This window comes from Mesobacillus jeotgali (assembly GCF_002874535.1).
GTDB classification, from domain to species: Bacteria; Bacillota; Bacilli; order Bacillales; family Cytobacillaceae; genus Mesobacillus; species Mesobacillus jeotgali.
The window spans coordinates 4,220,653-4,246,554 of the sequence record NZ_CP025025.1 but is presented as its reverse complement, the minus strand read 5'-3'; the positions used below and the strand labels follow the sequence as shown (position 1 = coordinate 4,246,554).

The 25,902-nt window shown below is 46.2% G+C and carries 23 protein-coding genes; 20 read left to right on the top strand and 3 right to left on the bottom strand.

Annotated features, from left to right (window positions below):
- Window position 1 precedes the first annotated feature (1 nt).
- The 13 genes from CD004_RS21180 to spoIID all read left to right on the top strand — a co-directional run bounded on the left by CD004_RS21180 (window position 2) and on the right by spoIID (window position 14,170).
- A complete protein-coding gene (locus CD004_RS21180; RefSeq protein ID WP_102264576.1) occupies window positions 2-1,393 on the top strand; it encodes an NADH-quinone oxidoreductase subunit C in 1,392 nt (463 codons plus the stop codon).
- A gap of 3 nt (window positions 1,394-1,396) precedes the next feature.
- Complete coding sequence (locus CD004_RS21175; RefSeq protein ID WP_102264575.1) at window positions 1,397-2,497, top strand: NADH-quinone oxidoreductase subunit D; 1,101 nt, start codon at window positions 1,397-1,399, stop codon at window positions 2,495-2,497.
- Window positions 2,497-3,504: an NADH-quinone oxidoreductase subunit NuoH gene (gene nuoH / locus CD004_RS21170; RefSeq protein WP_102264574.1), complete on the top strand. Its 1,008-nt coding sequence runs from the start codon at window positions 2,497-2,499 to the stop codon at window positions 3,502-3,504. The genes CD004_RS21175 and nuoH overlap by 1 nt, the downstream gene beginning before the upstream one ends.
- A 43-nt stretch (window positions 3,505-3,547) precedes the next feature.
- Window positions 3,548-3,967: an NADH-quinone oxidoreductase subunit NuoI gene (gene nuoI / locus CD004_RS21165; RefSeq protein ID WP_023613591.1), complete on the top strand. Its 420-nt coding sequence runs from the start codon at window positions 3,548-3,550 to the stop codon at window positions 3,965-3,967.
- Window positions 3,964-4,488, top strand: coding sequence for an NADH-quinone oxidoreductase subunit J (locus CD004_RS21160; RefSeq protein ID WP_102264573.1), 525 nt, complete (start codon window positions 3,964-3,966; stop codon window positions 4,486-4,488). Before nuoI ends, CD004_RS21160 begins: the two co-directional genes overlap by 4 nt.
- On the top strand, window positions 4,485-4,799 hold the full coding sequence (gene nuoK / locus CD004_RS21155; protein WP_023613593.1) for an NADH-quinone oxidoreductase subunit NuoK: 315 nt from the start codon (window positions 4,485-4,487) through the stop codon (window positions 4,797-4,799). Before CD004_RS21160 ends, nuoK begins: the two co-directional genes overlap by 4 nt.
- Window positions 4,800-4,945: 146 nt before the next feature.
- Window positions 4,946-6,808 carry an NADH-quinone oxidoreductase subunit L gene (nuoL, locus tag CD004_RS21150; protein ID WP_170030009.1) on the top strand — a complete coding sequence of 621 codons (1,863 nt, stop codon included), beginning with the start codon at window positions 4,946-4,948 and terminating at the stop codon, window positions 6,806-6,808.
- Window positions 6,808-8,328, top strand: coding sequence for an NADH-quinone oxidoreductase subunit M (locus tag CD004_RS21145; RefSeq protein ID WP_102264571.1), 1,521 nt, complete (start codon window positions 6,808-6,810; stop codon window positions 8,326-8,328). The genes nuoL and CD004_RS21145 overlap by 1 nt, the downstream gene beginning before the upstream one ends.
- 6 nt (window positions 8,329-8,334) lie before the next feature.
- Window positions 8,335-9,855 (top strand): NADH-quinone oxidoreductase subunit NuoN, encoded by a 1,521-nt coding sequence (gene nuoN, locus CD004_RS21140; protein ID WP_102264570.1) that lies wholly within the window; start codon window positions 8,335-8,337, stop codon window positions 9,853-9,855.
- Between the two features lie 365 nt (window positions 9,856-10,220).
- A complete protein-coding gene (locus CD004_RS21135; protein ID WP_102264569.1) occupies window positions 10,221-10,457 on the top strand; it encodes a DUF1146 family protein in 237 nt (78 codons plus the stop codon).
- 377 nt (window positions 10,458-10,834) lie between these two features.
- On the top strand, window positions 10,835-11,554 hold the full coding sequence (locus CD004_RS21130; RefSeq protein ID WP_102264568.1) for a YwmB family TATA-box binding protein: 720 nt from the start codon (window positions 10,835-10,837) through the stop codon (window positions 11,552-11,554).
- Window positions 11,555-11,586: 32 nt separating this feature from the next.
- A complete protein-coding gene (gene murA / locus CD004_RS21125) occupies window positions 11,587-12,894 on the top strand; it encodes a UDP-N-acetylglucosamine 1-carboxyvinyltransferase (RefSeq protein ID WP_102264567.1) in 1,308 nt (435 codons plus the stop codon).
- Window positions 12,895-13,141: 247 nt separating this feature from the next.
- The gene (gene spoIID / locus CD004_RS21120) at window positions 13,142-14,170 is read left to right on the top strand and encodes a stage II sporulation protein D (RefSeq protein ID WP_102264566.1); all 1,029 of its coding nucleotides are present in this window, start codon (window positions 13,142-13,144) and stop codon (window positions 14,168-14,170) included.
- 71 nt (window positions 14,171-14,241) lie between these two features.
- Here spoIID and CD004_RS21115 read toward each other — a convergent pair whose 3' ends face one another.
- The 3 genes from CD004_RS21115 to CD004_RS21110 all read right to left on the bottom strand — a co-directional run bounded on the left by CD004_RS21115 (window position 14,242) and on the right by CD004_RS21110 (window position 15,975).
- Window positions 14,242-15,231, bottom strand: a complete 990-nt coding sequence (locus CD004_RS21115) for a nuclease-related domain-containing protein (RefSeq protein ID WP_102264565.1) — start codon at window positions 15,229-15,231, stop codon at window positions 14,242-14,244.
- A gap of 106 nt (window positions 15,232-15,337) precedes the next feature.
- Window positions 15,338-15,484: a hypothetical protein gene (locus CD004_RS23940; protein WP_158651618.1), complete on the bottom strand. Its 147-nt coding sequence runs from the start codon at window positions 15,482-15,484 to the stop codon at window positions 15,338-15,340.
- 53 nt (window positions 15,485-15,537) lie between these two features.
- Complete coding sequence (locus CD004_RS21110; RefSeq protein WP_102264564.1) at window positions 15,538-15,975, bottom strand: VanZ family protein; 438 nt, start codon at window positions 15,973-15,975, stop codon at window positions 15,538-15,540.
- Between the two features lie 273 nt (window positions 15,976-16,248).
- Here CD004_RS21110 and CD004_RS21105 point away from each other — a divergent pair, with 273 nt between their 5' ends.
- The 7 genes from CD004_RS21105 (at window position 16,249) to CD004_RS21075 (ending at window position 25,901) form a co-directional block, all read left to right on the top strand.
- The gene (locus tag CD004_RS21105; protein ID WP_102264563.1) at window positions 16,249-17,166 is read left to right on the top strand and encodes a stage II sporulation protein SpoIIQ; all 918 of its coding nucleotides are present in this window, start codon (window positions 16,249-16,251) and stop codon (window positions 17,164-17,166) included.
- 126 nt (window positions 17,167-17,292) lie between these two features.
- Window positions 17,293-19,293 carry a penicillin-binding transpeptidase domain-containing protein gene (locus CD004_RS21100; RefSeq protein ID WP_102264562.1) on the top strand — a complete coding sequence of 667 codons (2,001 nt, stop codon included), beginning with the start codon at window positions 17,293-17,295 and terminating at the stop codon, window positions 19,291-19,293.
- 110 nt (window positions 19,294-19,403) lie between these two features.
- On the top strand, window positions 19,404-21,008 hold the full coding sequence (ggt, locus tag CD004_RS21095) for a gamma-glutamyltransferase (protein WP_102264561.1): 1,605 nt from the start codon (window positions 19,404-19,406) through the stop codon (window positions 21,006-21,008).
- A gap of 501 nt (window positions 21,009-21,509) precedes the next feature.
- On the top strand, window positions 21,510-21,692 hold the full coding sequence (locus CD004_RS21090) for a hypothetical protein (protein WP_102264560.1): 183 nt from the start codon (window positions 21,510-21,512) through the stop codon (window positions 21,690-21,692).
- A gap of 323 nt (window positions 21,693-22,015) precedes the next feature.
- Window positions 22,016-22,318, top strand: a complete 303-nt coding sequence (locus CD004_RS21085) for a DUF4212 domain-containing protein (RefSeq protein WP_102264559.1) — start codon at window positions 22,016-22,018, stop codon at window positions 22,316-22,318.
- A gap of 45 nt (window positions 22,319-22,363) precedes the next feature.
- The gene (locus tag CD004_RS21080) at window positions 22,364-24,031 is read left to right on the top strand and encodes a sodium:solute symporter family protein (protein ID WP_102264558.1); all 1,668 of its coding nucleotides are present in this window, start codon (window positions 22,364-22,366) and stop codon (window positions 24,029-24,031) included.
- On the top strand, window positions 24,015-25,901 hold the full coding sequence (locus CD004_RS21075) for a DUF294 nucleotidyltransferase-like domain-containing protein (protein WP_102264557.1): 1,887 nt from the start codon (window positions 24,015-24,017) through the stop codon (window positions 25,899-25,901). The genes CD004_RS21080 and CD004_RS21075 overlap by 17 nt, the downstream gene beginning before the upstream one ends.
- The last annotated feature ends 1 nt before the right edge of the window (window position 25,902 follow it).

Sequence of the window (25,902 nt, the reverse complement as noted above, 5' to 3'; positions counted from 1 at the left end):
GATGAGCGGGGAAAAGGATTTAGAGCAGATAAAGAGAGAAGCAGCCCAAAAAGCAAAAGAGCTTGCAAAGCAGCGTCAGGCAGCTAAACAAGCAGGGGAAGGAAATGACCCGAAAGAGGTTGCCGACAAAGTCGCAGAACCTGAAGTGAAGCAAACCGAGGCAAAGGCAGAAGCACCATCAAGTGACGATGCTGAACTCGCTAAAAAGAAAGCCGCCGCAGCAGCGAAGGCGAAAGCAGCTGCACTGGCGAAAATGAAAGCGACTGGCCAGGCCGCAGATGAAGCGTCAGAAGCCAAAGAAGAAGTATCGGCTCCGGTAGAAGGTCAAGATGCTGAATTAGCCAAGAAAAAAGCCGCCGCAGCAGCAAAAGCGAAAGCCGCCGCTCTTGCAAAAATGAAAGCAACCGGCCAGGTGGAGGAAAACGCTGAAGTTGAAACTCCAGCAGCCACTGAAGCTTCAGCAGGCGACGACGATGACCTTGCGAAAAAGAAAGCCGCAGCCGTAGCGAAGGCAAAGGCAGCAGCGGCAGCGAAGAGGAAAGCGCAGGCAGAAGCAGGCGGAGAAGCAGAGGCTCCAGCAGGCGACGACGATGACCTTGCTAAAAAGAAAGCCGCAGCGGTAGCGAAGGCTAAGGCAGCAGCGGCAGCGAAAAGGAAAGCTCAGGAGGCAGGCGGAGGAGCAGAGGCTTCAACGGACGATGATGATCTTGCGAAAAAGAAAGCCGCAGCCGTAGCAAAAGCTAAGGCGGCCGCAGCAGCGAAAGCAAAAGCCGCAGCCGGCGGAGGTTCCGCTGACGATGAAAAAGCGAAAGCGATTGCCGCAGCTAAGGCAAAAGCAGCCGCTGCAGCGAAAGCGAAATCAGCAGCTGGCGCAAAAGCAGGAGCAGAAGAACCTGTTGAAGAGAAGAAGCCATCTCCTAACCAGCCTTACTTAGATAAATATGTAAAAGTGATCACAGACAACCTTGGTGATAATATTTTGGAAGATTCCTATATTAATCCTCTTTCAAAGGATGTCCCAACGCTTGTCGCGAAGAAGGAATCTTATTATCGCCTGGCTGAATTCCTGAAGTACAACGAACTATTAGGCTTTGATTACCTATCAGAGATACACGGTACTGATTTCCAGACACATATGGAAGTGTATGTTCACTTGTACTCATACAAAAACAGGCAGTCAGTTGCTTTAAAGGTCAAGCTTGACCGCGATAACCCTGTTATTCAGTCCGTCCAGCCACTATGGGCAGGAGCTGATTGGCCAGAGTGTGAAGCGTATGATTTGCTTGGCATCAAATTCGAAGGCCATCCAAACCTCCATCGCATCATGCTTGGTGAAGACTGGGTAGGCCACCCGTTAAGAAAAGACTATGAACCGTATGATGTGGAGGTGTAGCCCGTGATACGCACAGAAGAAATGCTCTTGAACGTGGGCCCGCAGCACCCTAGTACACACGGTGTATTCCGCCTCGTTCTGAAAATTGACGGTGAAATTATCGTTGAAGCAAAGCCGGTGATCGGTTATTTGCACCGCGGGACTGAAAAGCTAGCCGAAGACCTGCAATATACACAGATCATTCCGTATACAGACCGGATGGACTATGTTTCGGCGATGACGAATAATTATGTAATCGTCCATGCAGTCGAAACGATGATGGGCTTACAGGTTCCTGAACGCGCCGAGTATCTAAGGATACTGGCAATGGAATTGAACAGGGTTGCCAGCCACTTGCTGTGGTGGGGAACATTCATTCTCGACTTCGGTGCCACAAGCCCATTGCTTTACGCATTCCGTGACCGCGAGATGATCCTGAACCTGTTGAATGAACTGTCTGGTGCTCGTCTGACGTTCAACTACATGCGTGTAGGCGGAGTCAAATGGGATGCTCCGGAAGGCTGGATTGAAAAAGTGGCAGAGTTTGTCCCTTATCTGAGAGGCCAGCTGAAAGGCTACCACCAGCTTGTATCAGGAAACGAGATCTTCCTCAACCGTACAAAGAACATCGGTACATATACAAAGGAAGATGCCATCAATTACTCATTGAGCGGACCGAACCTGCGCTCAACAGGCGTAAAATGGGATCTGCGCAAGGATGAGCCGTATTCAATCTATGACCGCTTTGATTTTGACGTTGTCACTCGCGAAGAAGGCGACGCACTTGCCCGTTACCATGTAAGGATGGGCGAAATCGAAGAATCACTGAAAATCATCGAACAGGCTGTGCAGCAATTCCCGAAAGACGGAGAAATCATAGCCAAAGTTCCAAAAATCATCAAGGCTCCAAAAGGGGAAGCGTTTGTCCGGATCGAAGGCTCACGAGGCGAAATCGGCTGCTATATTTCCAGCGATGGCAAAAAAGAGCCGTACCGTCTCAAGTTCAGAAGACCGAGCTTCTATAATCTGCAAATCCTCCCTAAACTGCTCGAAGGTGAAAGCATCTCAAATCTGATTGCAATTTTAGGAGCGGTTGATATCGTTCTTGGGGAGGTAGACGGATAATGGTTCAGGAGCTACTCGAATCAAGCGCAGGCCTCATGAATTTCAGTATTTTCTTCGTCCTGGCTGTCGTCCTGCTGTTCGTAATCCTTGGATTCGTAACAATGGCGATTCTGGCAGAGCGGAAAGTGCTTGGTTTTATGCAGGGCCGTTACGGTCCATCCCATGTCGGCGGTAAATGGGGGCTGTTGCAATCCGTTGCCGACGTTGTAAAGCTACTTGTAAAAGAAGACTTAATACCAAAAGCAGCGGATAAGCCGCTGTTCATTATCGCGCCAGTCATCGCATTCGCGCCGTCCTTCATGGTCATGGCGACGATTCCGTTGACTGACAAATTGCAATTTGCTGACTTGAATGTCGGATTTCTGTATTACATCGCCATTTCAGGGCTGACAATCGTCGGCATGCTGATGGCAGGCTGGGCATCCAATAACAAATACTCATTGCTTGGCGGTATGCGTGCCGCGGCACAAATGATTTCCTATGAAATCCCGCTTGTCATGAGCGTTATTGGTATCGTCCTGTTGACAGGCAGCCTCAATCTTAATGAGATTGTTGCAGCACAAGGTGACAGTGGCTGGTTCATCCTATGGCAGCCAATCGCGTTCATCGTGTTCTTCATTGCTGCTACTGCCGAACTGAACAGGGTTCCATTTGACCTTGCAGAAGCGGAAAACGAGCTTGTTGCCGGTTTCCACACAGAGTACTCTGGCTTCCGCTGGGCGATGTTCATGCTGGCTGAATATGTGTATATGTTCGCAATGTCTGCGTTGATCACTGTTTTATTCCTTGGAGGCTGGCTGCCGCTGCCGTTCCTCGGCTTCATTCCAGGAGCTGTATGGTTCGCGCTCAAGTTCAGCTTAGTGGTTTACATCCTCATCTGGTTCCGTGCTACGTTCCCGCGTATCCGCGCCGACCAATTGATGGAGTTCGCATGGAAAGTGCTTCTGCCGGTAGCGCTGGCAAACATCTTCCTTACTGCTTTGATTAAAGAATTTTTTCTAAAATAGGAACGGAAGCAGCATTGCTTCCTGCATTAAAGGGGTGAATTACGTGCTAGGATGGACTAAAGGATTAGCTTATACCCTTAAACAATTGACTCGCGAAAAGCTGACTTACGATTATCCGAACGAACCGATTCCGCTTCCTGACAGGTTCCGCGGGATCCAGAAGTTTTATCCTGAAAAATGCATCGTCTGCAACCAGTGTGCCAATATTTGCCCGACAGATTGCATTAACTTGACTGGTAAAAAGCATCCTGATCCAACGAAAAAAGGCAAAATCATTGATACGTATGATATCAACTTCGAACTTTGCATCCTCTGTGACCTGTGCACAGAAGTTTGCCCGACTGAAGCGATCATCATGACGAACAATTTTGAGCTTGCTGAATACAGCCGGGATGATTTATTCAAGAACCTGGAATGGCTTGACGAAAATGATGAGAATATACGGAAGGTGAATAAAGCATGACGTTAACAGGCGAATTCTTTGCGTTTATGTCACTTGCTTTAGTGGCGGTAATCGGCGGCGTGCTTTTATTGAACCTCACCAAGGTGATCCACATGGTCGTAGCGCTCGTCTTTACTTTCGTCAGTATTGCAGGTATTTATGTGTTGCTGTCCGCCGAATTCCTGGCGGTCATCCAAGTCATGATCTACTCCGGCGCCATCACGATCATGATGTTGTTCGGAATCATGCTCACCCGCCACCATGGTGACGATGCTGAACCAAAAGGCGGTATGCTGCGCAAGCTTGCACTGCTGCTCGGCGTAATTGGCTTTGGCGCCGCTGTTTATTTCGGAATTTACGATTTGAATTTCGAAGCAGTACCAAATACACTGCATGAAAATAACACAGAACAAATCGGGATATCACTGTTCTCGCAATACATCATCCCGTTTGAACTGACATCCGTGATCCTGCTTGCCGCGCTTGTCGGCGCAATCGTACTGGCGCGAAAGGATGACGAAAAGGAGGGTGATCAGGAATGAGTTCTGTTCCGGTTTCAGCCTATCTAGCTCTTGCACTTATTCTTTTTTGCATCGGCCTTTACGGTGCCCTGACAAAAAAGAACACAGTTATTGTGTTGATTTCCATCGAATTGATGCTAAATGCGGTTAATATCAATCTGGTAACCTTCAGTAAATACGGAGTGAATCCTTCGATCACTGGCCAGGTTTTCGCGCTGTTCTCCATCGCGGTAGCAGCAGCTGAAGTAGCGGTAGGACTGGCGATCCTGATTTCGCTTTACCGCAACCGCAGAACGGTCAATATTGATGAAATGAATCAGTTGAAAAATTAGGGATTGATGGATTTTTCATAGGCGGCATTTGCCGCTGAAATCAGAAGATTTCTTGTAGCTGGACTGCCCCGTGAAAGACGGGCCTCAATCTGACGGGCGTATATATGATAGATAGCGCACGTTCAAAAAAGGGGATTGTGATATTAATGGAGAATGCTTGGCTCATTCCGCTGTTCCCGCTTGTATCCTTTCTATTCCTTCTGCTGTTCGGTAAAAAGCTTAAAGAAGCGAGCGCATTCGTGGGCATCCTTGCGACGCTTGCCTCTCTTGTATACTCCATCCTTGTGCTGATCGAGCGCTTTTCGGAGTCTACATTCAAAGCTGAAGCCGTATGGCTGACAATAGGGAATCTGGAACTAACTGCGGGCTTTGAAGTAAATCAATTAAACGCATTGATGCTGGTGATCGTGTCTCTTGTCAGCTTCCTTGTGCATACCTATTCAAAAGGGTATATGCATGGTGATGAGCGCTTCCCGGTTTTCTATGCTTATCTAGGACTATTTACTTTTGCAATGCTTGGTCTTGTAATCTCGCCGAATCTTTTACAGACATATATTTTCTGGGAATTAGTCGGTGTAGGTTCATTCCTGTTGATCGGATTCTATTTTTACAAAGAAAGCGCCAAAGCGGCTGCAAAAAAAGCCTTCATCATGACCCGTATCGGGGATGTCGGGCTGTTGATCGGGATGATTCTGTTATTCTGGGAAACTGGCAGCTTCGAATATGATGAAATCTTCGCTGCGGTTGAAGAAGGCGCGATTTCCGGAACGATGATTACCCTGACTGCAATCCTGATCTTCATCGGTGCGGTTGGTAAATCAGGTCAGTTCCCGCTTCACACATGGCTTCCTGACGCGATGGAAGGTCCGACGCCAGTTTCTGCGTTAATCCACGCAGCGACAATGGTTGCGGCCGGTGTTTATTTGGTCGCTTCGTTGTTCCCGCTATTCAATGCGAGTGAGACAGCCATGCTGACGGTTGCAATCATCGGTGCCTTCACAGCGATTTTCGCGGCAACAATCGGCCTTGTCCAGACTGACATCAAACGAGTGCTTGCATTCTCGACTGTCAGCCAGCTTGGCTACATGATGCTTGCATTAGGATCTGCCGGTTATGTTGCCGGAGTATTCCACTTGATGACTCACGCGTTCTTTAAAGCATTGTTATTCCTTGCAGCAGGTAGCGTCATCCATGCTGTACATACTCAGGATATTGAAAAAATGGGCGGGCTTTGGAAAAAGCTTACGTTCACTGGTCCTTTGTTCTTGATCGGAACGCTGGCAATCAGTGGTGTCCCATTGTTCTCAGGCTTTTTCAGTAAAGATGAAATTTTGATTGCTGCATGGGCTCATGGCAATTACCCTTTGTTCTGGCTGGCAGTGATCGCGGCGTTCTTCACAGCATTCTACATGTTCCGCCTGTTCTTCATGGTCTTCTCCGGTGAAGCACGAAGCGAAATGAAGAACGTCCATGAATCGCCTTCCGTCATGACAATGCCTATGGTAGTTTTGGCTGTGCTTGCAGTCGTTGCTGGTTATGTCAATACACCTTGGTTCGGCACATTCCTTGGCGACTGGCTCGTCGAAGGCAATGAAGCACTTGGCCACGGACATATTGAAGGTCCGGGCTGGATCATGATTGTCGCTACAGTTGTCTCCTTGCTCGGCATCCTGCTTGCATGGATGATGTACAGCAAGAAGTCAATTTCACGCGACTGGCTGTCAAGCAGAGCGCCACTTGCCTATGGCATCGTGAAAAATAAGTACTATATTGATGAGATTTATAATCAGAGCATCGTGTTTGGTACGAGAGCTGTCAGCTTGTTCCTTCGCTTCATCGAGCTCTTCCTTGTTGAAGGCCTTGTGAAACTGACAACTGCTGCCGTCCAGACACTTGGTAAAACAGGTGCGAAAATCCAGAACGGCCAGGTACAGACTTACGGTACAATCGCCTTTGTCGGCCTTGCAGTCCTGATTGTCATCTATGCGTTAACAGGGGGGTATTTATAATGGATTTCAATTATTTCCTTACCTTGCTGGTATTCTCCCCTTTACTAGGAATCCTGCTTTTGGCCTTCATGCCAAAGGCGAATGAATCAGGCATCAAAATGCTTGGCGTATTGGCAACACTGCCGTCATTGATCCTTGCGCTGATCGCATACTTTTCGTATCGCGGCGGCAATGATCTCGCCAATTTTTCGGAAAAATTCCGCTGGATCCAATTCGGCGGCCAGGGTGCTGAGCAACAAGGCTTGTTCTCGGTAAACTACGAGCTTGGCATCGATGGCTTCGGTTTGATCATGGTGGTGCTAACAGCTGTGATTGCGACACTCGCAGCAGTCGCTTCCTTCCATATCAAAAAAGAATGGAAAGGCTACTACATGCTGTTCTTGCTTCTCGAAATCGGGATGCTGGGAGTATTCACATCACAAAACTTAATCCTGTTCTTCCTTTTCTTCGAAATAACCTTGATTCCAATGTTCTTCCTGATTGGGAAATGGGGCTATTATGAAAAAGAAAAGGCTGCTTACAGCTTCTTGATTTATAACGGACTTGGCTCAGCAATCCTCCTGATTGTCATCATGGTATTGTTCTCAAGAACAGGCACTTCAAATATCGAAATGCTGTCAGTCATGATGAACACAGAAAACACGCCAATGTTCGCGCCGGTTTCTGAGTCATTGAAAATGGGATTATTGATTGCATTGCTTGTCGCATTCGGTGTCAAGCTGCCAATCTTCCCGCTGCACAGCTGGATGCTGCGCGTCCACGTTGAAGCGCCGCCATCCATCGTCATGATTCACTCAGGGATCCTCTTGAAGATCGGTGCATTCGGTTTAATCCGCTTCGGGATGGGGATTTTCCCTGAACAATTTGCGGAATTAGCAGTCCTGCTTGCGGTATTAGGTGTAATTAACCTTTTATACGGAGCGTTCCTTGCTTTTATCCAAACAGATTTCAAAATGGTCCTTGCTTACTCTTCTATTTCCCATATGGGGATCGTTTTAATCGGACTTGGAGCATTAAATGAAGCAGGAATTCAAGGTGCCATTTTCCAGGTCGTATCACACGGCTTGATTTCAGCTCTATTGTTCTTCCTTGTTGGAGTTCTTTATGAGCGCACCCATACGACAACGCTTGCCAACTTGGGCGGCATGGCAAAAGGAATGCCGCTTGCATCAGGCTTCTTGCTAGCAGGCGCGATGGCATCGCTTGGATTGCCTGGCATGTCAGGATTCGTCAGTGAATTCATGGCATTCCTTGGACTATTCGAAGAAATGCCAGTCCTTGCAGCGGTCGGTACAATCGGCATCATCATGACAGCCGTTTACCTGCTGCGAGCAGTCCTGGCCATCACGTATGGCAATGCAGAACGTGAATTCGTCGGAGTAACAGACATCCGCTCATTTGAATGGGCTCCAGTGTTAGTGCTTATCGGCTTGATCGTCCTGATTGGTGTATATCCAGCTGTTCTTAGTGAACCGCTTCAGGCAACATTAGAGACTATCTTGATGGGAATAGGGGGGTGATGAAGGATGGATCTAGATACACTTCTATCATTTGATTGGGGGACGATGACTCCGGAATTCATCATCCTTGGTGTTATTGCAATTTTATCAGTCGCTGATTTATTCATGCCAAAGCATGTCGACCGGAAAGTTCTTGGCTGGGCCGGCTTTGTAGGTGTGGTGCTGGCGCTGATTTCACTGGTTTCGCTGATTGGTACCGAAACCACATCGATTTTATACGATACATTCCGATTGGATTCTTTCGCAATCGCCTTCAAGCTGATCCTCCTTCTGGGAGCAGCACTTGTCATGCTTTTGGCAATCGACTACAGGACGAATGATGGTCTTGAGGAGTATAAGGGAGAATTCTTCTACCTGTTCCTCACTGCCTTGCTTGGTACGATGTTCATGGCATCAAGCGGCGACTTGATCACACTGTTCGTCGGCCTTGAATTGCTGTCGATTCCTTCTTATGTCCTTGCAGGTATGCGCAAGCGCAACCTGAAATCAAATGAATCAGCAATGAAATACGTCCTGAACGGCGGAATTTCTTCTGCGATTACATTGTTCGGTATGAGCTATGTGTACGGAATCGCCGGAACAACCAATTTAAAAGGAATCGCTCAAGTCTTTGGAGGTCTGAGTGACCCTCAGCACATTTACATTCTTGGACTGGCATTCTTCATGATTTTTGTCGGCCTGTCATTCAAGCTGGCATCCGCTCCATTCCATATGTGGGCACCAGATGTATACGAGGGAGCACCAACTCCTGTGACTGCGTTCCTGAGCGTCGTCTCGAAAACAGCTGGATTCGTCATCATCCTGCGTATCCTGTTATCCATTTTTGGATATATTCCAGTGGCACAGGAAGATGCACAGCCAATTCCACTGTTGTTTGCAGTACAGGATTACATCGCATTCCTTGCGGGAGCAACGATGATCATTGGTAACGTCGTCGCCTTAAGGCAGCGCAACATCAAGCGCATGTTCGCATACTCGAGTATCGCTCATGCCGGTTACATCCTCGTCGCCCTGACAGCCATGTCATTCGTGACCTTCGATGCGATCTGGTTCTACATGCTCGCTTACGTATTGATGAATCTTGGCGCATTTGCCATCATTCAATTGATCACAATGAAAACTGGCACAGAAGATATTAGCCACTTCGCAGGCCTCTACCGCCGCTCGCCGCTTTTGGCAGTGGGAATGGGAATCTTCATCCTGTCACTCGCAGGAATCCCTGGTACAGCAGGCTTCATCGGTAAGCTGAACATCTTCATGGGCGCATTGATGGTCGATCAGGCACATTACGTTCTTGTATCGATCATGATTGCGACAACAGTCGTATCCTACTTCTACTATTTCGGAGTCATGACGCAAATGTTCTTCCGCCCGGCAGCAAGCGACGAAAAAATCCAGCTGCCAGCAGGAACAACAGCCGTCATCCTGATCACAGTAATCGGAACGATCCTGTTTGGAGTCATGCCAAACCTGGCAATCGACTTCATGCACACGAACTTCAATCAGTTCGTGGACTTCATGAGGTAGATTATCACTTCACTAACTGGGAAGTAAGAACAAAGCACGAAACATGTTTCGATTTTGGGGAAAATCAATTCATGGAAACAAAGGGGTAAATTCAGCTGGCCTGCAATGATTGCAGGCCAGTATTTTACTTTACCTGGGTCTTTCAAAAGAGGGGAAAACAAGAATGACGGTCACAAGAAAGAGAAACATGTGCCCGTCAGAAGATGAAAAGAAAAATGACGGTCACAAGAAAGGGAAAAATGTGCCCGTGAAAAGAGGAAAACAAGAATGACGGTCACATGAAACTTTCCGGTTTCTGAAACGTCTAAAATAACAGGTAATCATCTAGTTTATGTTAAAATAGACATGGTAAGGGGGGACCGTTTATGATTACAGGTTTTGGCGGCTTCGCGCTGACCAGCATTCTGACACATCTTGTTTTTATCGCCATTTCATGGTGGGCTCTGCAAGCACTCCAATTTGATAAGCTGCTTCGGGCAAACCATGTTCTTCAAGCCCGAGTTTTATATATTCTAGCTTCCATCGCACTGGGATCCACAGTAAGTAATTTCTTCCTTGATTACCTCCAATGGTCACAGCAGCTTCCGATGATTTTTCAGTAAGGCTCTTTTCGTAAACAATATTGCTTTCTCAATAAGAGTAAAACCGGCACTTGGGTTTTTACGATTTTTTTAAACTTTTACAGTTCAAAACATACAAAGTGATAAAAGTCTGCTAGTGTTTTGGACTTTTAGCCCATCTGCTGTTATTTCTAAACAAATTGGTAAAAAATTAGGTCTTCATACATGTTTCCAAAACGTGAAAACTTGAGTATTATTGTCTTTGTGCTTGTTTTTTGCGTAAGCATGTTTGTTTTTTCACAATCAATGAACACCCGGCAAAGTTGGTACATAGAATGATGTCAAAAAGTGACGAGAATTCCCAAGTATGCGATTTGCTCTCCTGGTAAGAATGGTAATAAGGGGAGAGTGAAAGACATATGAAGAAGATTCCATTTATTTTATCAATTTTTGGCATTATTGGTTTTATTGTGCTTCAAGCTGGGAATAAGACGACTGTAGCTGACGCTGAACATGAAATAAAAACTCTGGCCGCAGTTTTGCAGGACGAAAATATTTTGATCACTGGTTGGTCTATATATGCAAGGGAAACATTGGAAGAGGAAAATGTCGAAGATTTGGTAAAAGAATTGAAGGTCCAGCTTCCGGACTGGACATGGACCCAGCGCAATGGAGAACTCATAGCTGTTTCGAATTCTTCTGAGATGCAGGAAAAAATTAAAATTGTTTCTACGGACACAAACGGGCCGATACATACGTATGTGATGTATGAGGTCAGAGGTCAGCACTGGAATAAAAATACAGAAACCTTTTTAAACAAAAATTTACCAGGCAGAATATTTGACATTTTTCGAGGGAATGCCACAACTTTCTCTTGTATTGAAGGCGAAATCAATGATAAGATAAAATCGGCTTTACCTGTTTATAAAACTAAATTGCTAAAGGCTTTTCAAGCAGAGGAAGTCGAAGGATTGGAAGAAGACTCATTTATTTCCACATCCGCCGTTTCACCTTTGTTCGACAACTCTTTGAGCAATGACCATGAGATGAATATGCAGCTTGGATTACGGAAAACTGATCGATTGGGCGCAAAGACTACCCTCGTAGTTGGCACACCCATCATTACGATTGAATATTAATATAGAGAAATTGGACGCGGAGGGGAATACACTTGGAAAAAATCATCGTCCGCGGCGGACAAAGGCTAAGCGGTTCTGTAAAGGTTGAAGGAGCTAAGAATGCCGTCTTGCCTGTTATCGCTGCAACATTATTAGCAAGTGACGGAAAAAGCGTAATTCGTGATGTGCCAACTCTCTCCGATGTATATACCATCAACGAAGTATTACGTTCTTTAAACGCCGTAGTGGAGTTTGAAAATAACACGATTACAGTAGATGCATCCAGAGAGTTAAAAATAGAAGCACCTTTTGAGTATGTTCGTAAAATGCGTGCTTCTGTATTAGTAATGGGATCCCTGCTTGCCAGGAATGGCCGTGCTCGCGTAGCATTGCCAGGCGGTTGCGCAATCGGTTCCCGTCCTATCGACCAGCACCTTAAAGGCTTTGAAGCGATGGGTGCTACAGTCAAGGTAGGCAACGGTTTTATCGAAGCCGAAGCAGTCAATGGTTTGCACGGAGCTAAAATATACCTTGATTTCCCTAGCGTTGGTGCTACGGAAAACATTATGATGGCGGCTGTCCTTGCAAAAGGAACAACAGTCATCGAAAACGTTGCAAAAGAACCAGAAATCGTCGACCTTGCAAACTTCCTGAACAAAATGGGAGCGAAGGTAAAAGGCGCTGGAACTGGCACAATCAAGATTGAAGGTGTTGAAGTACTGTTTGGTGCTGACCACAACATCATTCCTGACCGAATCGAAGCAGGAACATTCATGGTTGCTTCTGCCATCACTGGCGGAAACGTGCTTGTAAAAGGCGCTGTACCAGAGCATCTTTCTTCATTAGTAGCGAAGATGGAAGAAATGGGCGTTACCATCATTGAAGAAGAAGAAGGTCTTCGTGTCATCGGACCTGAAAAATTGAAAGCAGTCGACATCAAGACGATGCCGCACCCTGGTTTCCCGACAGATATGCAATCCCAGATGATGGCATTGCTATTGCGTGCTCAGGGCACAAGCATGATCACTGAAACTGTTTTCGAAAACCGCTTCATGCACGTGGAAGAATTCCGCCGCATGAACGCAAACATCAAAATCGATGGCCGCTCTGTCATCATGAACGGACCATCCAACCTTCAGGGAGCAGAAGTGGCAGCAACTGACCTGCGTGCCGCAGCATCACTGATCCTGACTGGGCTTGTAGCAGATGGAATGACCCGCGTAACAGAGCTATATCACCTGGATCGCGGCTATGTGAACTTCCACCAAAAGCTAGCAGCACTTGGCGCAGACATCGAACGCATCAGCGAAGTAGAAGAGCAGCCAGTAACTGATAAATTAGTTTCAGACATGAACGCATAAATATAACTACTCAATGAACCGGAGAATTGTGCTTTAATGTATAGTTCTGCGGTTTTTTGATTTTAAGTGGGCGGATTGAGCCCGAAAATTTTGTCCAATTTCGCGAATTAGATTTGCCCGACTTATTATGAGACTTTCGACAGTACAATATGCATTTTCGATTTCTGTCATAAAAGCTTGTCTGCCTCCATATGAATGAATTGAGACGGTTTTCGACCGGATTAATTTCATAATGGAGGCTTTTTCTATGTTAAAATTCAAACCACTCATCGTACTAGCTGCAATTCTATTCGCCGTCACTCTCCTGATCCCATCCTTGCTGGTCCTCCCTTTTATGGAAGATAAGGCAGGCGGAAAGCTTGGGGAAGAACTGCAAAGTGAGGCAAAAGATGTTGCCGCGGTCCCTACAGCAGACTCGGCTGTTGAGGTAGCCGTTTACCGGACAGCGTTGTCAAAGACAGAGAAGCTTCCGCTTGATGAATACTTGATAGGCGTTGTTGCTGCTGAAATGCCCGCTGAGTTTGAGCTAGAGGCGTTGAAGGCACAGGCGCTGTCAGCAAGGACTTATTATGTAAAACAAATGCTGAGCCCAAATAAAGTTGGTGTACCTGAAGGCGCGCAGTTGAATGATACAGAAATCCACCAGGTATTTAAAAATAAAGAAGAATTGAAAAAGCAATGGGGCGTCGACTACAAATGGAAGATCAAGAAGATCGCTGAAGCTGTGAAGGCCACTGATGGCCAGGTCCTCACATTTGACGGTGCACCAATCGATGCCACATTCTTCTCAACATCGAACGGCTTTACCGAGAACTCAGAAGAATACTGGTCAAATTCCCTGCCGTACCTGCGCAGCGTCGAAAGTCCGTGGGATCTTGAGTCACCGAAGTTCCGCAGCCAGACAGTCATGACCGTAGCTGAGGTGGAGTCAAAGCTTGGCGTCAAGCTGCCGAACACTTCGGAGATTGGCAAAGTCATCTCGAGAACATCAGGCAACCGCGTTGCGAAAATCGATATCGGCGGCAAAGTCCTCACAGGGAAGGAAGTACGTGAGAAGCTAAAACTCCGCTCCAGCGACTTCACCTGGGAACTAAAAGGCAGCAATGTCGTCATCACCACCGAAGGCTTCGGCCACGGCGTCGGCATGAGCCAATACGGAGCCAACGGCATGGCCACCGAAGGCAAGACCTACCAGGACATCGTCAAGCACTACTACAAAGGCGTTGAGATCAGCGAGGCTGATAGCATGCTGACGAAGGTTACGGCGAAAAAATAAAGGATAATTACGAGGCCAGGGTGAAGAGCACCCTGGCTTTTTAGCGCGAATGGGATTGGTTTAGGTAACTGTTATTTTTTCGCGGGATTGAAGAACGTTTCGATGTCTGGAGGCATGTGATAGATGCGGCCCTTGTTGGTGCCTGTGAAGGGGAGGCTCAAAGAGATTAAAATGTTAGTGATCGTCTTGGATGATACACCGGGGCAAAGCTCTCTGCACATCTGATTTTTAATAGTAGGACTAATAAGGAGGAAAAATTCTTTTACAGTTTTATGGTGAGCCGTTTTGGATTTATGCTCACAAACAGGACAACGCCAAAACCATTTTTCCCGATACATGCCATATGTTAAACAAGATGGGCATTGAACACCTTTTTGAAGGTCGTTTGGGGTAAGTGAATATTGTTTAAGAATGTCAGGGTAGAGTGGAGAATGATTCTTAAGAAGTGATTTTGATAACTTTTTTACTTCTTTATCAGTAAAACTAGGATTTGGAGTGGTATCGTCTATCTTAAGAACGCGTTTTAATAATACATCTCCTTTTACTATTAAGTTATTCAGGGAGCGGTCACTTACCTTGATAATAGTAGAGGAATTACTGATGGCTACAAGATGGTATATGGGAGGGACATTGAATTTATGGTTCTGCAGCCATCTTTTCAAATGCCAGACTTGCATTCGAACCTGGTTAATTGGATTATCGTATGATTTTTCTTGACCATCCTTTGTTTGAATCATTTGTTCGGAATGCTTGTCGAAGAAAAGGGTGCCGGAATAGGCTTTTGTTTCAATTAGAAGGATATAACGAAGAGTTAGAATGAGGGTATCAATCTGGAAATGCCATTTTTCATCTTGAAGGCGTAAATCCCGAAAGATATGGAACCCTTTTTCGGGTAAAAAACTCAGGCGGTAATCCGTTTGCAATTCGCCCTTATAACCAGCACGCCATGCTTTGTAATCTTGTTCAATAAATGAGAGTTTAGGATGATTTGGTAAGATTCTTTCCATTAATGCCTCATACATGAGAAGCCGAATGGGATAGGTTCTTTCTTTTTCAATCAAATTGGTCACTTCCTTATTAGTTTTTATATGAATTCTTTAATGTCATGGAAAATACCTGCTGATATACCTGTTTTAATATGAATTTTTTATGTCCGAATAACTAGTTTTAAATTATATCTCCGGTTGCAGCGAATATATCTCCAGTTGCAGAAATTTTATCTCCGATTGAGCGGAGTTTATCTCCGGTTAAGCTCATTTTATCTCCGGTTGAAGTTAAAACTTCGCTAAAACACAAAAAGCCAGCCCCAATCACAAGGCCAACCCCTAAAAAACCGTAACTAATATCCAGCTTTAAAATAAATCCAGCTATAATACCCGAACTCTCTTCTCAATCCGACGCAAAACCCTCCCAAGCCTCACAAACTTGCCGCTGAAGTATGCATGGTGGATGAAGTGCGATGCCGCCAAAACCCCAATTACGTCTTTTATAAAATCAATCAGTGTTGCGGATCGGTACGGGACAAAGCTTTGATGGATCTCGTCCAGCAGTCCGTAAAGGATCGCCACGCCCATGAATGCAAAGCTCAACACCGGTGTGAAGCGCCCGGTCGTCAAGGCAGCCACGACGAGCAGCACATACAGGATCCCGAACTCAACGAGATGGAGCGATTCTTTTATAAAACGATCGACACCCTGATTCGGCAGCTCGACCAATGCATTTGCAGGGTTGCTGGACATGATCCAGATTGCCGCCATATAGAACAGCGGAAGAAAGCGTAAAAACCATACTAATAACTTTTTCATGGTGATACCTCACTTTATAGTAGTAACACGAACGGGATGGCAAATAAAATTCTAAGCAATAACTCGAAAGGAAGATAGGCGCAACTGTGTTGGCCAGCAGTTAAAGCATGTCCCAGACTATAGTGAAATCCCTAAAAACCAAGACTTCTACCATCCCAAAAACTTTTTTGCATAAAATCTGCACCTTTGTCGAAAAATAAGTAGTAAAAATTTTTTCAACTCTATGTATATATTTTTTCGCTTCTGTTCAAACTGATTGCTGAGGTGATGAAAATGAGAGAGGAAGAAAAAAGATCTTCTCAAGACAAAAGCAAGAACAGCTTTTTCAAGAAGCGGTGGGTGTATCCAACAGTTTATATTGCTAGTGCCGCAATCATTCTAACTGGTGTCCTATGGTATCAAAACAGCGGAACCGAAAACATTGATCAGTCCGAGTACAAAGCGACTGACATGCCTGGCAAAAAGATGAATGATCAGCCAGCAGTTGAAGTTAACCGCTCGATGGAGAACTTTGTAATGCCAGTGGTGAATGAAGACGATGCTGTCATCCAAATGGGATTCTATGACAATGACGGCGACGCGGCTGAGCAAGAAGCAGCTCTAGTGTTCTATGATAATACGTACCATCCGAACACTGGGTTAGACATTGCTTCAAAAGATGGCAAGGAATTTGATGTAATCGCATCACTAAGCGGTACTGTCACTAATGTCATGGAAGATGCAGTGCTTGGAAATGTTATCGAAATCGAGCATGACAAAGGTATTGTAACACAATATCAGTCGGTTAAAGACTACCAAGTTAAGGTTGGCGACCAGGTTGAGCAAGGACAAGTCATTGCTAAATCCGGAACAAGCCTGATCAATGAAAAGGCTGGCAACCATGTACACTTTGAAATCCGCAAGGACAATGTACCAGTCAATCCGCATGAGTTTTTCAACAAGCCTCTAAGCGCATTGCAGGATGCAAATGTGACAGAAGAGAAAGCTTCTTCTGATGCAGATGCAGGCAAGTCTGAAGATGCTGCCGAGGAAGATGTGGAAGGAAGCTCAGAGGAAGATGCTGAAGGCACAACTCCAGCGGAAGACAAGCCTGCTGAAGGCGGCTCTGATAAAAAAGACGAAGATAAGGACGCAGGAGAAGATAAAGACAAAGACTCTTCAACTGACTCTGATACTTCAAGCAACTCTTAATAAAAAATAAAATTCTGAAATCCGCCTTGGTATAAAGGCGGGTTTTTTTATTGGATTAATAAGGAATACACCAAACTTATCTATTTGGTAATTCTATGGTAAAATCAGACAAGAGGAGGGATACATATGAAACGGGCACTATTTATACTTTTATCGGTCTTCATCGCCGCATTAATTTCCGGCTGCAGCAAAGAACCGACCCCCGAAGAACGGTTTTCCCAGTACGTAAAACTTTGGAACGACCAGAAGTTTGAAGAAATGTATGGATTTTTATCAGAGCAAGCGAAGGAGTCGATAACCAAGGAAGATTTCGTCTCTCGCTATAATAAAATTTACAAAGATTTAGAGATCAACCAGCTAAAGGTCAGCTATAAACAGCCTGAGGAAGAGCAGGAACATGAAGAAAATGCAGAACTTCCTTTTTCAGCAAAAATGAATAGTGCTGCTGGTCCGATCGAATTCGACCACAATGCTACTCTTGTAAAAGAAGAACGTGAAAAAGAAACAAATTGGTATGTCGATTGGAACACAACTTATATTTTTCCCGATCTTGAAGCAGGAGATAAAATCAGCTTCAAGAATGTTCAGGCAGAACGTGGCAGCATCCTTGACCGCGCAGGTAATGGACTCGCAATCAACGGGACAGCTGTCCAGGTCGGAGTAGTCCCTGGCAAATTGGGAGATCCAAAAGAGCAGACAATCGCGAAGCTTTCCGAACTGCTTGATATGTCCGAGGAAAGCATCAACAAGGCGATGAATGCAGGCTGGGTAAAACCTGATCTCTTTGTGCCGTTGAAAAAAGTTTCGAAGACAGATAAAGGACTTCATGAAAAATTGTTTGCGCTCGATGGAGTGACCAGCCAGATGGTAGGGGCACGAGAGTATCCATATGGAGAGGCTTTGTCCCACTTGATTGGTTACGTCGGCCCAATTCTTGCAGATGATCTCGAAAAGCTGGAGGGAAAAGGATACACAGCAACCGACCTGATTGGCCGCAGGGGCCTTGAACAGGTTCTTGAAGAAAAGCTAAAAGGAACAAACGGAGTCAGGATTTCCATTGTAAAAGAAGACGGCACAGTTAAGACACTTGCAGAAAAGCCTGTCAAAAACGGAGAGGACGTTCAGCTGACGATCGATGTTGTGGCCCAGCAGCAGTTATACGATCAGTTAAAAGGAAAAGCAGGTACCGCATCGGCAATCAATCCAACATCAGGTGAGACACTGGCATTGGTCAGTGCGCCAGGGTTTGACCCGAATGAAATGACGCTCGGAATCTCGCAAAACAAGCGGAAAATACTAGAGGATGACCCACTTAAGCCGACGCTTAATAGATTCAAACTGACTTATGTGCCTGGATCGGTGATCAAGCCAATTACTGCTGCAATCGGTCTTGAGAGTGGCAAGCTCCAGCTGGATACAGCTTTTGAAATTAACGAGAAACAGTGGCAAAAAGACGCTTCGTGGGGCAAATACAAAGTCACTAGATATTCAGACGTCAAAGGCAGTATCAATCTTGAAAAAGCGTTGATCTATTCAGATAACATTTACTTCGCCCAGGCTGCACTCGGAATGGGCCAGGATACTTTTACAGAGGGCCTGAAGAAATTCGGCTTTGAAGACCAGCCAGAATATCTCTACCCAATCGAGCCATCGCAAATCGGTAAAATAGACAGCGAAATCAGACTGGCGGACTCTGCTTATGGTCAAGGGCAGGTTGAAATGAATATCCTTCATCTTGCAACCACTTATTCACCAATCGTCAACGAGGGCAACCTTATTAAACCGATTTTGAATATGGAGGATGAGCAGGGACAGGTTTGGCAGGAAGGCGTGGTCAGCCCCGAAAATGCAGCGGCTCTAAGCAATATGCTGACAAAGGTCATTACCGACCCTAAAGGAACCGCCCACAATGGACTGATCGCCAACTATCCGCTCGCCGGTAAAACGGGCACAGCAGAAATCAAAGAAAAACAAGGCGATAAAGGAAGGGAACTCGGATGGTTTGTCGCCTATAACCCCAAATCCACCGACATGATCGTTGCGATGATGATCGAAGATTCCGGTTCAAAAGACGTCGTGACAAGAGTGAAGGGATTTTATGAACTAAGACTGCAGAGTGGAATGTAGGAAAGTCCGGCCGAATCAGGCCGGGCTTTTTTACTGATATTTTTTATTTAGAATTTTCAGCTATTTTGTTATAATATTTCGTAAGACGAAAATATATTGGGGGAATCTGAATGTCTTTGAATACATATCCTTATCCTTCCCAGCGGATGGCGACGGTGGCTCTTAATGGGATGGTTGCTACGTCTCAGCCGCTTGCTGCGCAAGCTGGGCTTGATATTTTAAAAAGGGGAGGCAATGCGATTGATGCAGCGATTGCTACAGCGGCTTGTCTGACGGTTGTTGAGCCGACTTCTAACGGAATCGGTGGCGACGCGTTCGCGCTTGTTTGGGTAAAAGATAAGCTGTATGGCTTGAATGCGAGTGGTCCTGCGCCACAATCGATTTCGATTGAGAAAGTGAAAGAGCTTGGCCATGAAAAAATGCCTTCACATGGCTGGATTCCGGTTACAGTCCCGGGAGCACCATCAGCATGGGCAGAGCTGTCAAAAAAATTCGGGCGTTTGCCTCTTACTGAGGTACTGCAGCCAGCGATTGATTATGCGCGCAACGGGTATCCGCTGACTCCTATTCTCGCAAAATACTGGAAGGGTGCTTACAATGCTTACAAGACTCGCTTCCAGGGCGAGGAGTACGAGGAGTGGTTCCGGGTGTTCGCTCCTGATGGCAAGGCTCCTGAGGCCGGAGAGATGTGGAAATCGGAGGACCATGCGAACACACTCCAGGAAATCGCGGAAACGAATGGCGAGAGTTTTTATAGAGGTGCTTTGGCGGAGAAGATCGCAGACGCGTCTGAAAAAGCGGGTGCTTTCCTGAGTAAAACCGATCTCGAAAACTATCATCCAGAATGGGTAGAGCCGATTTCTGTTTCATACCGCGGTCATGAGGTTTGGGAAATCCCGCCGAACGGGCAGGGAATCGTTGCCTTGATGGCATTGAATATTTTAAAAGGTTATGAGTTTACCCACCGTGATGACGTAAACGGTGTCCACCTTCAGCTTGAAGCAATGAAGCAGGCCTTCACGGATGGTAAGGAATATGTGACTGACCCTAAAACAATGCAGGCGAAGGTAGCGGACCTTCTATCTGAGAAGTACGGTGAAGACGCCCGAGCTAAAATTAATAATGAAGCAAGAATGCCGGAACCTGGTCAGCTCCCAAAGGGCGGAACAGTTTATTTGTCCACGGCGGATGGAGAAGGCAACATGGTTTCATTCATCCAGAGCAACTACATGGGCTTCGGTTCAGGAGTTGTTGTTCCCGGGACAGGGATTGGCTTGCAAAACCGTGGGCATGATTTTTCACTAGACCCCAATCATGCGAACGCACTTGCGCCGGGCAAGAAGACATACCATACGATCATTCCAGGCTTCATTACAAAGGATGGCCAGGCAGTTGGTCCATTCGGTGTGATGGGCGGCTATATGCAGCCACAGGGGCATGTTCAGGTGGCGATGAATATGATTGACTTTGGCTTGAATCCTCAGGCCGCGCTTGATGCACCGCGCTGGCAATGGATCGAAGGCAAGCAAATCGAAGTGGAGCACAACTTCCCGAATCATATCGTGAAGGAACTCGCAGCCCGCGGGCATCAGATGAAGGTAGCATATGATGGCGGAAGCTTCGGCCGCGGACAGGTCATCGTCCGCAATCCAGAAACCGGCGTGCTGACCGGCGGAACGGAAATGAGGACCGACGGCGCAATTGCCTGCTGGTAAATATATTCAAGGTTGTGTGCGTAAAGGTTGTTGTTAAGATCCTAAAGCCGATTTTAACGTAATATAAAGCCATTTTGTAGATCGCATGCTCTTTTCTCCTAACAGGAATCTACTTTGCGAAGAAACATAGTTCATGTAGTTAATAGCAACAAAGTTTGAGAAAAGAGCCTATTCTAATGAAGGAACACTCGATGGCGAGTGTTCCTTTTACTATTCTGTAAAATCATTACAAACGATACAAAACTATGGGAAATATACCGCACCAGCTAAATTTTTTTTTCGACAAACTCATCTGGCTTATATCCCCGTAAAACCTTACCATTACTAACATTTTTTCCACGACCGGAAAAATATCGACATAGAAAACGATTACATTTTTTAGAAATAACGTATTGACCTGCCTGGACATTATATGGATAATAAAATTAAATTTTCTAAAGATTTAGTTAAATAAATATTTATTCATATATATGCAAATTTTCTTGCACAGGAGGAATCATTGTGATTATTTTAATAGGCCTGCTGGTGATTACCGGCATTAGCCTTTTCATGGGTTTGAAAAAAAACAAGTTAATCTACCTGGCAGTCCCGTTCCTAAGCATATTTCTCTATTTCCTCATCCAAATCATCATGGTCCCGGCTCCATTTTTCGAAACTGTGAAATTCATCTTCAGCCTTAGTTAATCCATCAAGATCCCGATTTCGAATTATTAAAATGTATAAATTTATAACTTATTTTAGTGTCTAGCTACAGCGCCTACCCCCTCGAGACGCTTCGATCCTGCCAATGAAGTCAAAAAACGACTTCACTTTCAGGCCCTCCAGCGCTTGTCGGGGCTGACCAAGGCGCTTGCGCTTTTCTAATAGGTATCAACCTTGCCTGGCGCAAGGTTCATATATTCAAATCTATAAAAAAGGGAGTGGGAAAGTTTTTTATTGTTAAGCTGTGTTCGTCTATTCATAAAGGATTAAACAAAGGGGATTAGCAAAACCAAAGGGGTGTAAATGTGAAGAAAATTGATAAGTCAGTTGCTGACGCGTATTTTCGTGAAAGAACCCGTAACATCATTATCTATTTCATCATCTGGTTCCTTGTTTCATTTGGTGCCGTGATGATCGCCGAACCGCTAAGTGAGATTTCGATCGGGGGATTCCCGTTCCACTATTTCATGGGAGCACAGGGAGCGATAGTCACATTCATTATCCTTCTGTTTGTCAACGCCAAAGTTAGCGATGGAATTGACAAAAAGTATGGAATCGATGAGGAGAAAAATGTCCGTTTGAGCGAAGGAAAGAGCCTGGATCACTAAACCACGGGTGAAGAAAAAAAGAGCGTTTGAATAAGGGGGAGAACTTTGGATACACAATTCTTGGTCTCATTATCTATTATTTTAGCTACATTTGGTTTGTATATCGGGATTGCGGTTTTCAATACGGCTAAGCAGACGTCTGATTTCTATGTTGCCAGCCGCGGCGTCCCGCCAATTTTCAACGGGATGGCGATTGGCGCTGACTGGATGAGTGCCGCTTCCTTTATCGGACTAGCGGGTACGATCATGCTGCTCGGCTATGATGGCCTTGCTTATATCATGGGCTGGACGGGCGGATATTTGCTGCTGACCTTCCTGCTTGCGCCACAGCTAAGGAAGTACGGCCGCTACACGGTTCCTGAGTTTATCGGGGACCGATACAACAGCCATACTGCACGCGTCATCGCGGCGATCTCCACGATCATCATCAGCTTCACTTATTCGATTGGGCAGCTTTCCGGTTCCGGCGTGGTTATCGGGCGACTGTTCGAAATCGATGCGAAGCTTGGCACGATGATCGGTGTGGTACTGATCGCAACATATGCTGCCTTTGGTGGTATGAAGGGAATCACCTGGACACAGGTTGCCCAGTATATCATTTTGATCATTGCGTATTTGATTCCGGTTATTTTCATGTCATTGCAGCTTACGAACAGCGCGCTTCCGTGGCTTTCTTATGGTGAGCTGGTCGGAAAAATGGGTGAACTTGACCGTGAACTAGGCATTTCTGAATACTTCGCGCCATTCACGAACGGCACTAAGTGGCAGTTCCTTGCCCTGATGTTTACATTGATGGCTGGTACGGCGGGGCTTCCGCACGTAATCGTCCGTTTCTATACCGTTTCAACGATGAAGGCTGCTCGCTGGTCAGGTGCATGGGCACTTCTTTTCATTGGCTTGCTTTATCTGTCTGCCCCTGCGTATGCAGCATTCTCGCGCTTTATTCTGATGACAAAGGTTGCCGGCAGCAAAATCAGCGAACTTCCTGCCTGGACGAAATCCTGGGTTGATACAGGAAAGCTTCAAGTTGCCGATGGAAATGGTGATGGAGTCCTTCAGTGGAGTGAATTGATCATCTCTAATGATATCGTCGTTATGGCGACACCTGAGATCGCCAACCTTGGTGTATTCGTCATCGGCCTTGTAGCGGCAGGCGCTATGGCCGCAGCTCTTTCTACAGCCGGCGGCTTGATGATTGCGATTTCTTCCGCTTTTGCACATGATATTTACTATCGTGTCATGAAGCCAAATGCAACGGAAAAAACCCGCCTGAATGTGGCTCGTATTTCAATTGTTGTTGCTACAGTATTAGCTGGTCTTGTTGCCCTGGATCCTCCGGGTGCAATTACGCAAATCGTTGCATGGGCCTTCGCGCTCGCAAGCGGAACGTTCTTCCCAGCCCTGATCCTTGGTGTATGGTGGAAGCGTTCGAATTCACAAGGTGTCATCGCCGGTATGCTCGTTGGTCTTGCTGTGACACTCGGATACATTTTCGCGGCAAAGTACGGCGGATTCACGATTCTTGGCATCATCGATACCGGTGCTGGGGTATTCGGCGCAACAGCTGCAATCCTTGCTAACGTCATTGTATCGCTTGCGACTCCGGCTCCATCGCAAAAAATTCAGGAGGAAGTACTCGACCTTCGCTATCCTGAACAGATGACATATAAGAACGGCGAAGTTTGGATGAATGACGATGCAACAAAAGCTTAATAAGGAAATTTGGAAGGCTGTGCAGTTCCATCCCCTGTTCGTGGGGGTGGATGAACGCATGGCCCTTTCCCTTGTCGAGGAATGCGAAGCACTTACCTATGGCAAAAGAGAAATGATGCTCAAGGCGGACACACCACGCCAGGGCCTTTTATTGATTTTACAGGGAATTGCCGAGGTGTTTGTGAAAAATGCCGCCGGCCAGGAAGAAGTCCTTGAAGTCATCCGAAAAGGTGAAATTGTAGGGTTTTCAAGTCTGGCAGAATTCCTCGGATTCTCGAGTGCCGATAAACCGCAGGCCAATGTCGAGGTCAGGTCTGTAGACGATGTTCAGGCACTGTTGATACCTTTTGCCGTCCTAGCAAAAAGATGGGATGATCAGGATGTCCATGATTACCTGCTGTCCCAGGTTTCGATCAGGCTGAAAGATGTTTATGGATCACTTGCGGAGCAGGTGAAAATGGCAAAGGGAATTGGCGAGGGAGAGACGATTTTAGCGAGGGTCCAGGATTTAATGAGTGATAAGGTAGCGTCTGTTTCTCCTGCCACCAGCATTCAGGAAGCGGCACAGCGGATGGTTGGGAATAAAACCAGTTCGGTGCTGGTTGTAGAAGATGGAGACTTGAAAGGAATCATCACCGAACGGGATATTGTAGGGCGGGTGGTTTCGAAGGGGGTATCTTTTGACGGGCCATCAAGGCTTGTAATGACAGAGAATCCAGTGACAATCTCCAGGTTCGCTTACTATTACGATGCCCTATCGGAAATTTTGCTGAACGGAATCAAGCATCTGCCTGTGGTCGATGACGGAGAAATTTCCGGGGTTATTACACTTACCGATTTGCTTCGAAAAAAGAACGACAGCATGATGAGGACAATAAAGAAGATCGAGGAAGCTGATGAAACGAGCCTCCCTGAGATCAAGGCAGCAATCTATGAAATTACCGAAACACTGTTACGAGACCATGTACCGTCTATAGCATTGCTCGATATCATTACGAAATTATACGATCGGTTAATAGGGAGAGCAGTCGAATTATCTCTTGCGGCACTCCGCGAGAAAGGATTTGAGCCACCAGTTCCTTTTGCTTTTTATTTAATGGGTTCTGCCGGCCGCGGTGAACAGTTCATGCTGACGGATCAGGATCATTTCCTTGTGTACGGGGAAACGAGTGAACATGGCTACTTTGAAAAATTAGGAGCAGAGATCACTGCAAGGCTGGAGTCAGCCGGCTACGCTCGCTGCAAAGGCTTGATGATGTCGAGTGAAGAGCAGTGGAGAGGGACGCTGCTGCAATGGCAGGATCGCGTCAGGAAGTGGATGCTGCAGTCCACGAATGAAAACCTGCTGCTCGCGCAGAACTTTTTTTCCTATCGATTCGCTGCTGGGAGCGAACAACTGAACGAGGAATTCGAAGCGAAAATTACCGAGCTGCTCGACCGTTCTAAAATCTTCCTGTATCGCATGGTCCAGGCGGAAAAGGAGCAGGAAATCCCGACGCTGGACGAACCGATCCGCGCATTGTTCAAGCTCGGCAGAAAAAGCATTGATATGAAAAAAGAAATCTTGTTTCCCTTCCACCATAGCCTGCAAATCCTATCGCTATATTATGGAGGAATCCCGGGAACACCACTGGAGAAAATCGCTAGTTTAAAAGAGAAGGGGATCTTCACCGAAGGATTCACAGAAGACCTCAAAGAAGCCTTCAGCCACGTGCTCGACCTTTATATCAGGCAAAGATGGGGGAAGAACGGCGGCAGCTCCGTCCTATCATTCGCCACCATGTCGACCAGACAAAAAGACGAACTAATCCTAAGCCTGCGAACACTACGCGAACTACAGGGAATGGTTTTTGCCAGGTTCTCGGTGTAAT

Excerpts from the sequence above, each read along its gene's own strand:
- nuoH (WP_102264574.1), top strand. The coding sequence starts at position 2,497 with ATGGTTCAGGAGCTACTCGAATCAAGCGCAGGCCTCATGAATTTCAGT.
- CD004_RS21160 (WP_102264573.1), top strand. The coding sequence starts at position 3,964 with ATGACGTTAACAGGCGAATTCTTTGCGTTTATGTCACTTGCTTTAGTG.
- CD004_RS21130 (WP_102264568.1), top strand. The coding sequence starts at position 10,835 with ATGAAGAAGATTCCATTTATTTTATCAATTTTTGGCATTATTGGTTTT.
- nuoK (WP_023613593.1), top strand. The coding sequence starts at position 4,485 with ATGAGTTCTGTTCCGGTTTCAGCCTATCTAGCTCTTGCACTTATTCTT.
- ggt (WP_102264561.1), top strand. The coding sequence starts at position 19,404 with ATGTCTTTGAATACATATCCTTATCCTTCCCAGCGGATGGCGACGGTG.
- CD004_RS21180 (WP_102264576.1), top strand. The coding sequence starts at position 2 with ATGAGCGGGGAAAAGGATTTAGAGCAGATAAAGAGAGAAGCAGCCCAA.
- nuoL (WP_170030009.1), top strand. The coding sequence starts at position 4,946 with ATGGAGAATGCTTGGCTCATTCCGCTGTTCCCGCTTGTATCCTTTCTA.
- CD004_RS21110 (WP_102264564.1), bottom strand. The coding sequence starts at position 15,975 with ATGAAAAAGTTATTAGTATGGTTTTTACGCTTTCTTCCGCTGTTCTAT.
- spoIID (WP_102264566.1), top strand. The coding sequence starts at position 13,142 with ATGTTAAAATTCAAACCACTCATCGTACTAGCTGCAATTCTATTCGCC.
- CD004_RS21105 (WP_102264563.1), top strand. The coding sequence starts at position 16,249 with ATGAGAGAGGAAGAAAAAAGATCTTCTCAAGACAAAAGCAAGAACAGC.
- CD004_RS21135 (WP_102264569.1), top strand. The coding sequence starts at position 10,221 with ATGATTACAGGTTTTGGCGGCTTCGCGCTGACCAGCATTCTGACACAT.
- nuoN (WP_102264570.1), top strand. The coding sequence starts at position 8,335 with ATGGATCTAGATACACTTCTATCATTTGATTGGGGGACGATGACTCCG.
- CD004_RS21100 (WP_102264562.1), top strand. The coding sequence starts at position 17,293 with ATGAAACGGGCACTATTTATACTTTTATCGGTCTTCATCGCCGCATTA.
- CD004_RS21145 (WP_102264571.1), top strand. The coding sequence starts at position 6,808 with ATGGATTTCAATTATTTCCTTACCTTGCTGGTATTCTCCCCTTTACTA.
- CD004_RS21075 (WP_102264557.1), top strand. The coding sequence starts at position 24,015 with ATGCAACAAAAGCTTAATAAGGAAATTTGGAAGGCTGTGCAGTTCCAT.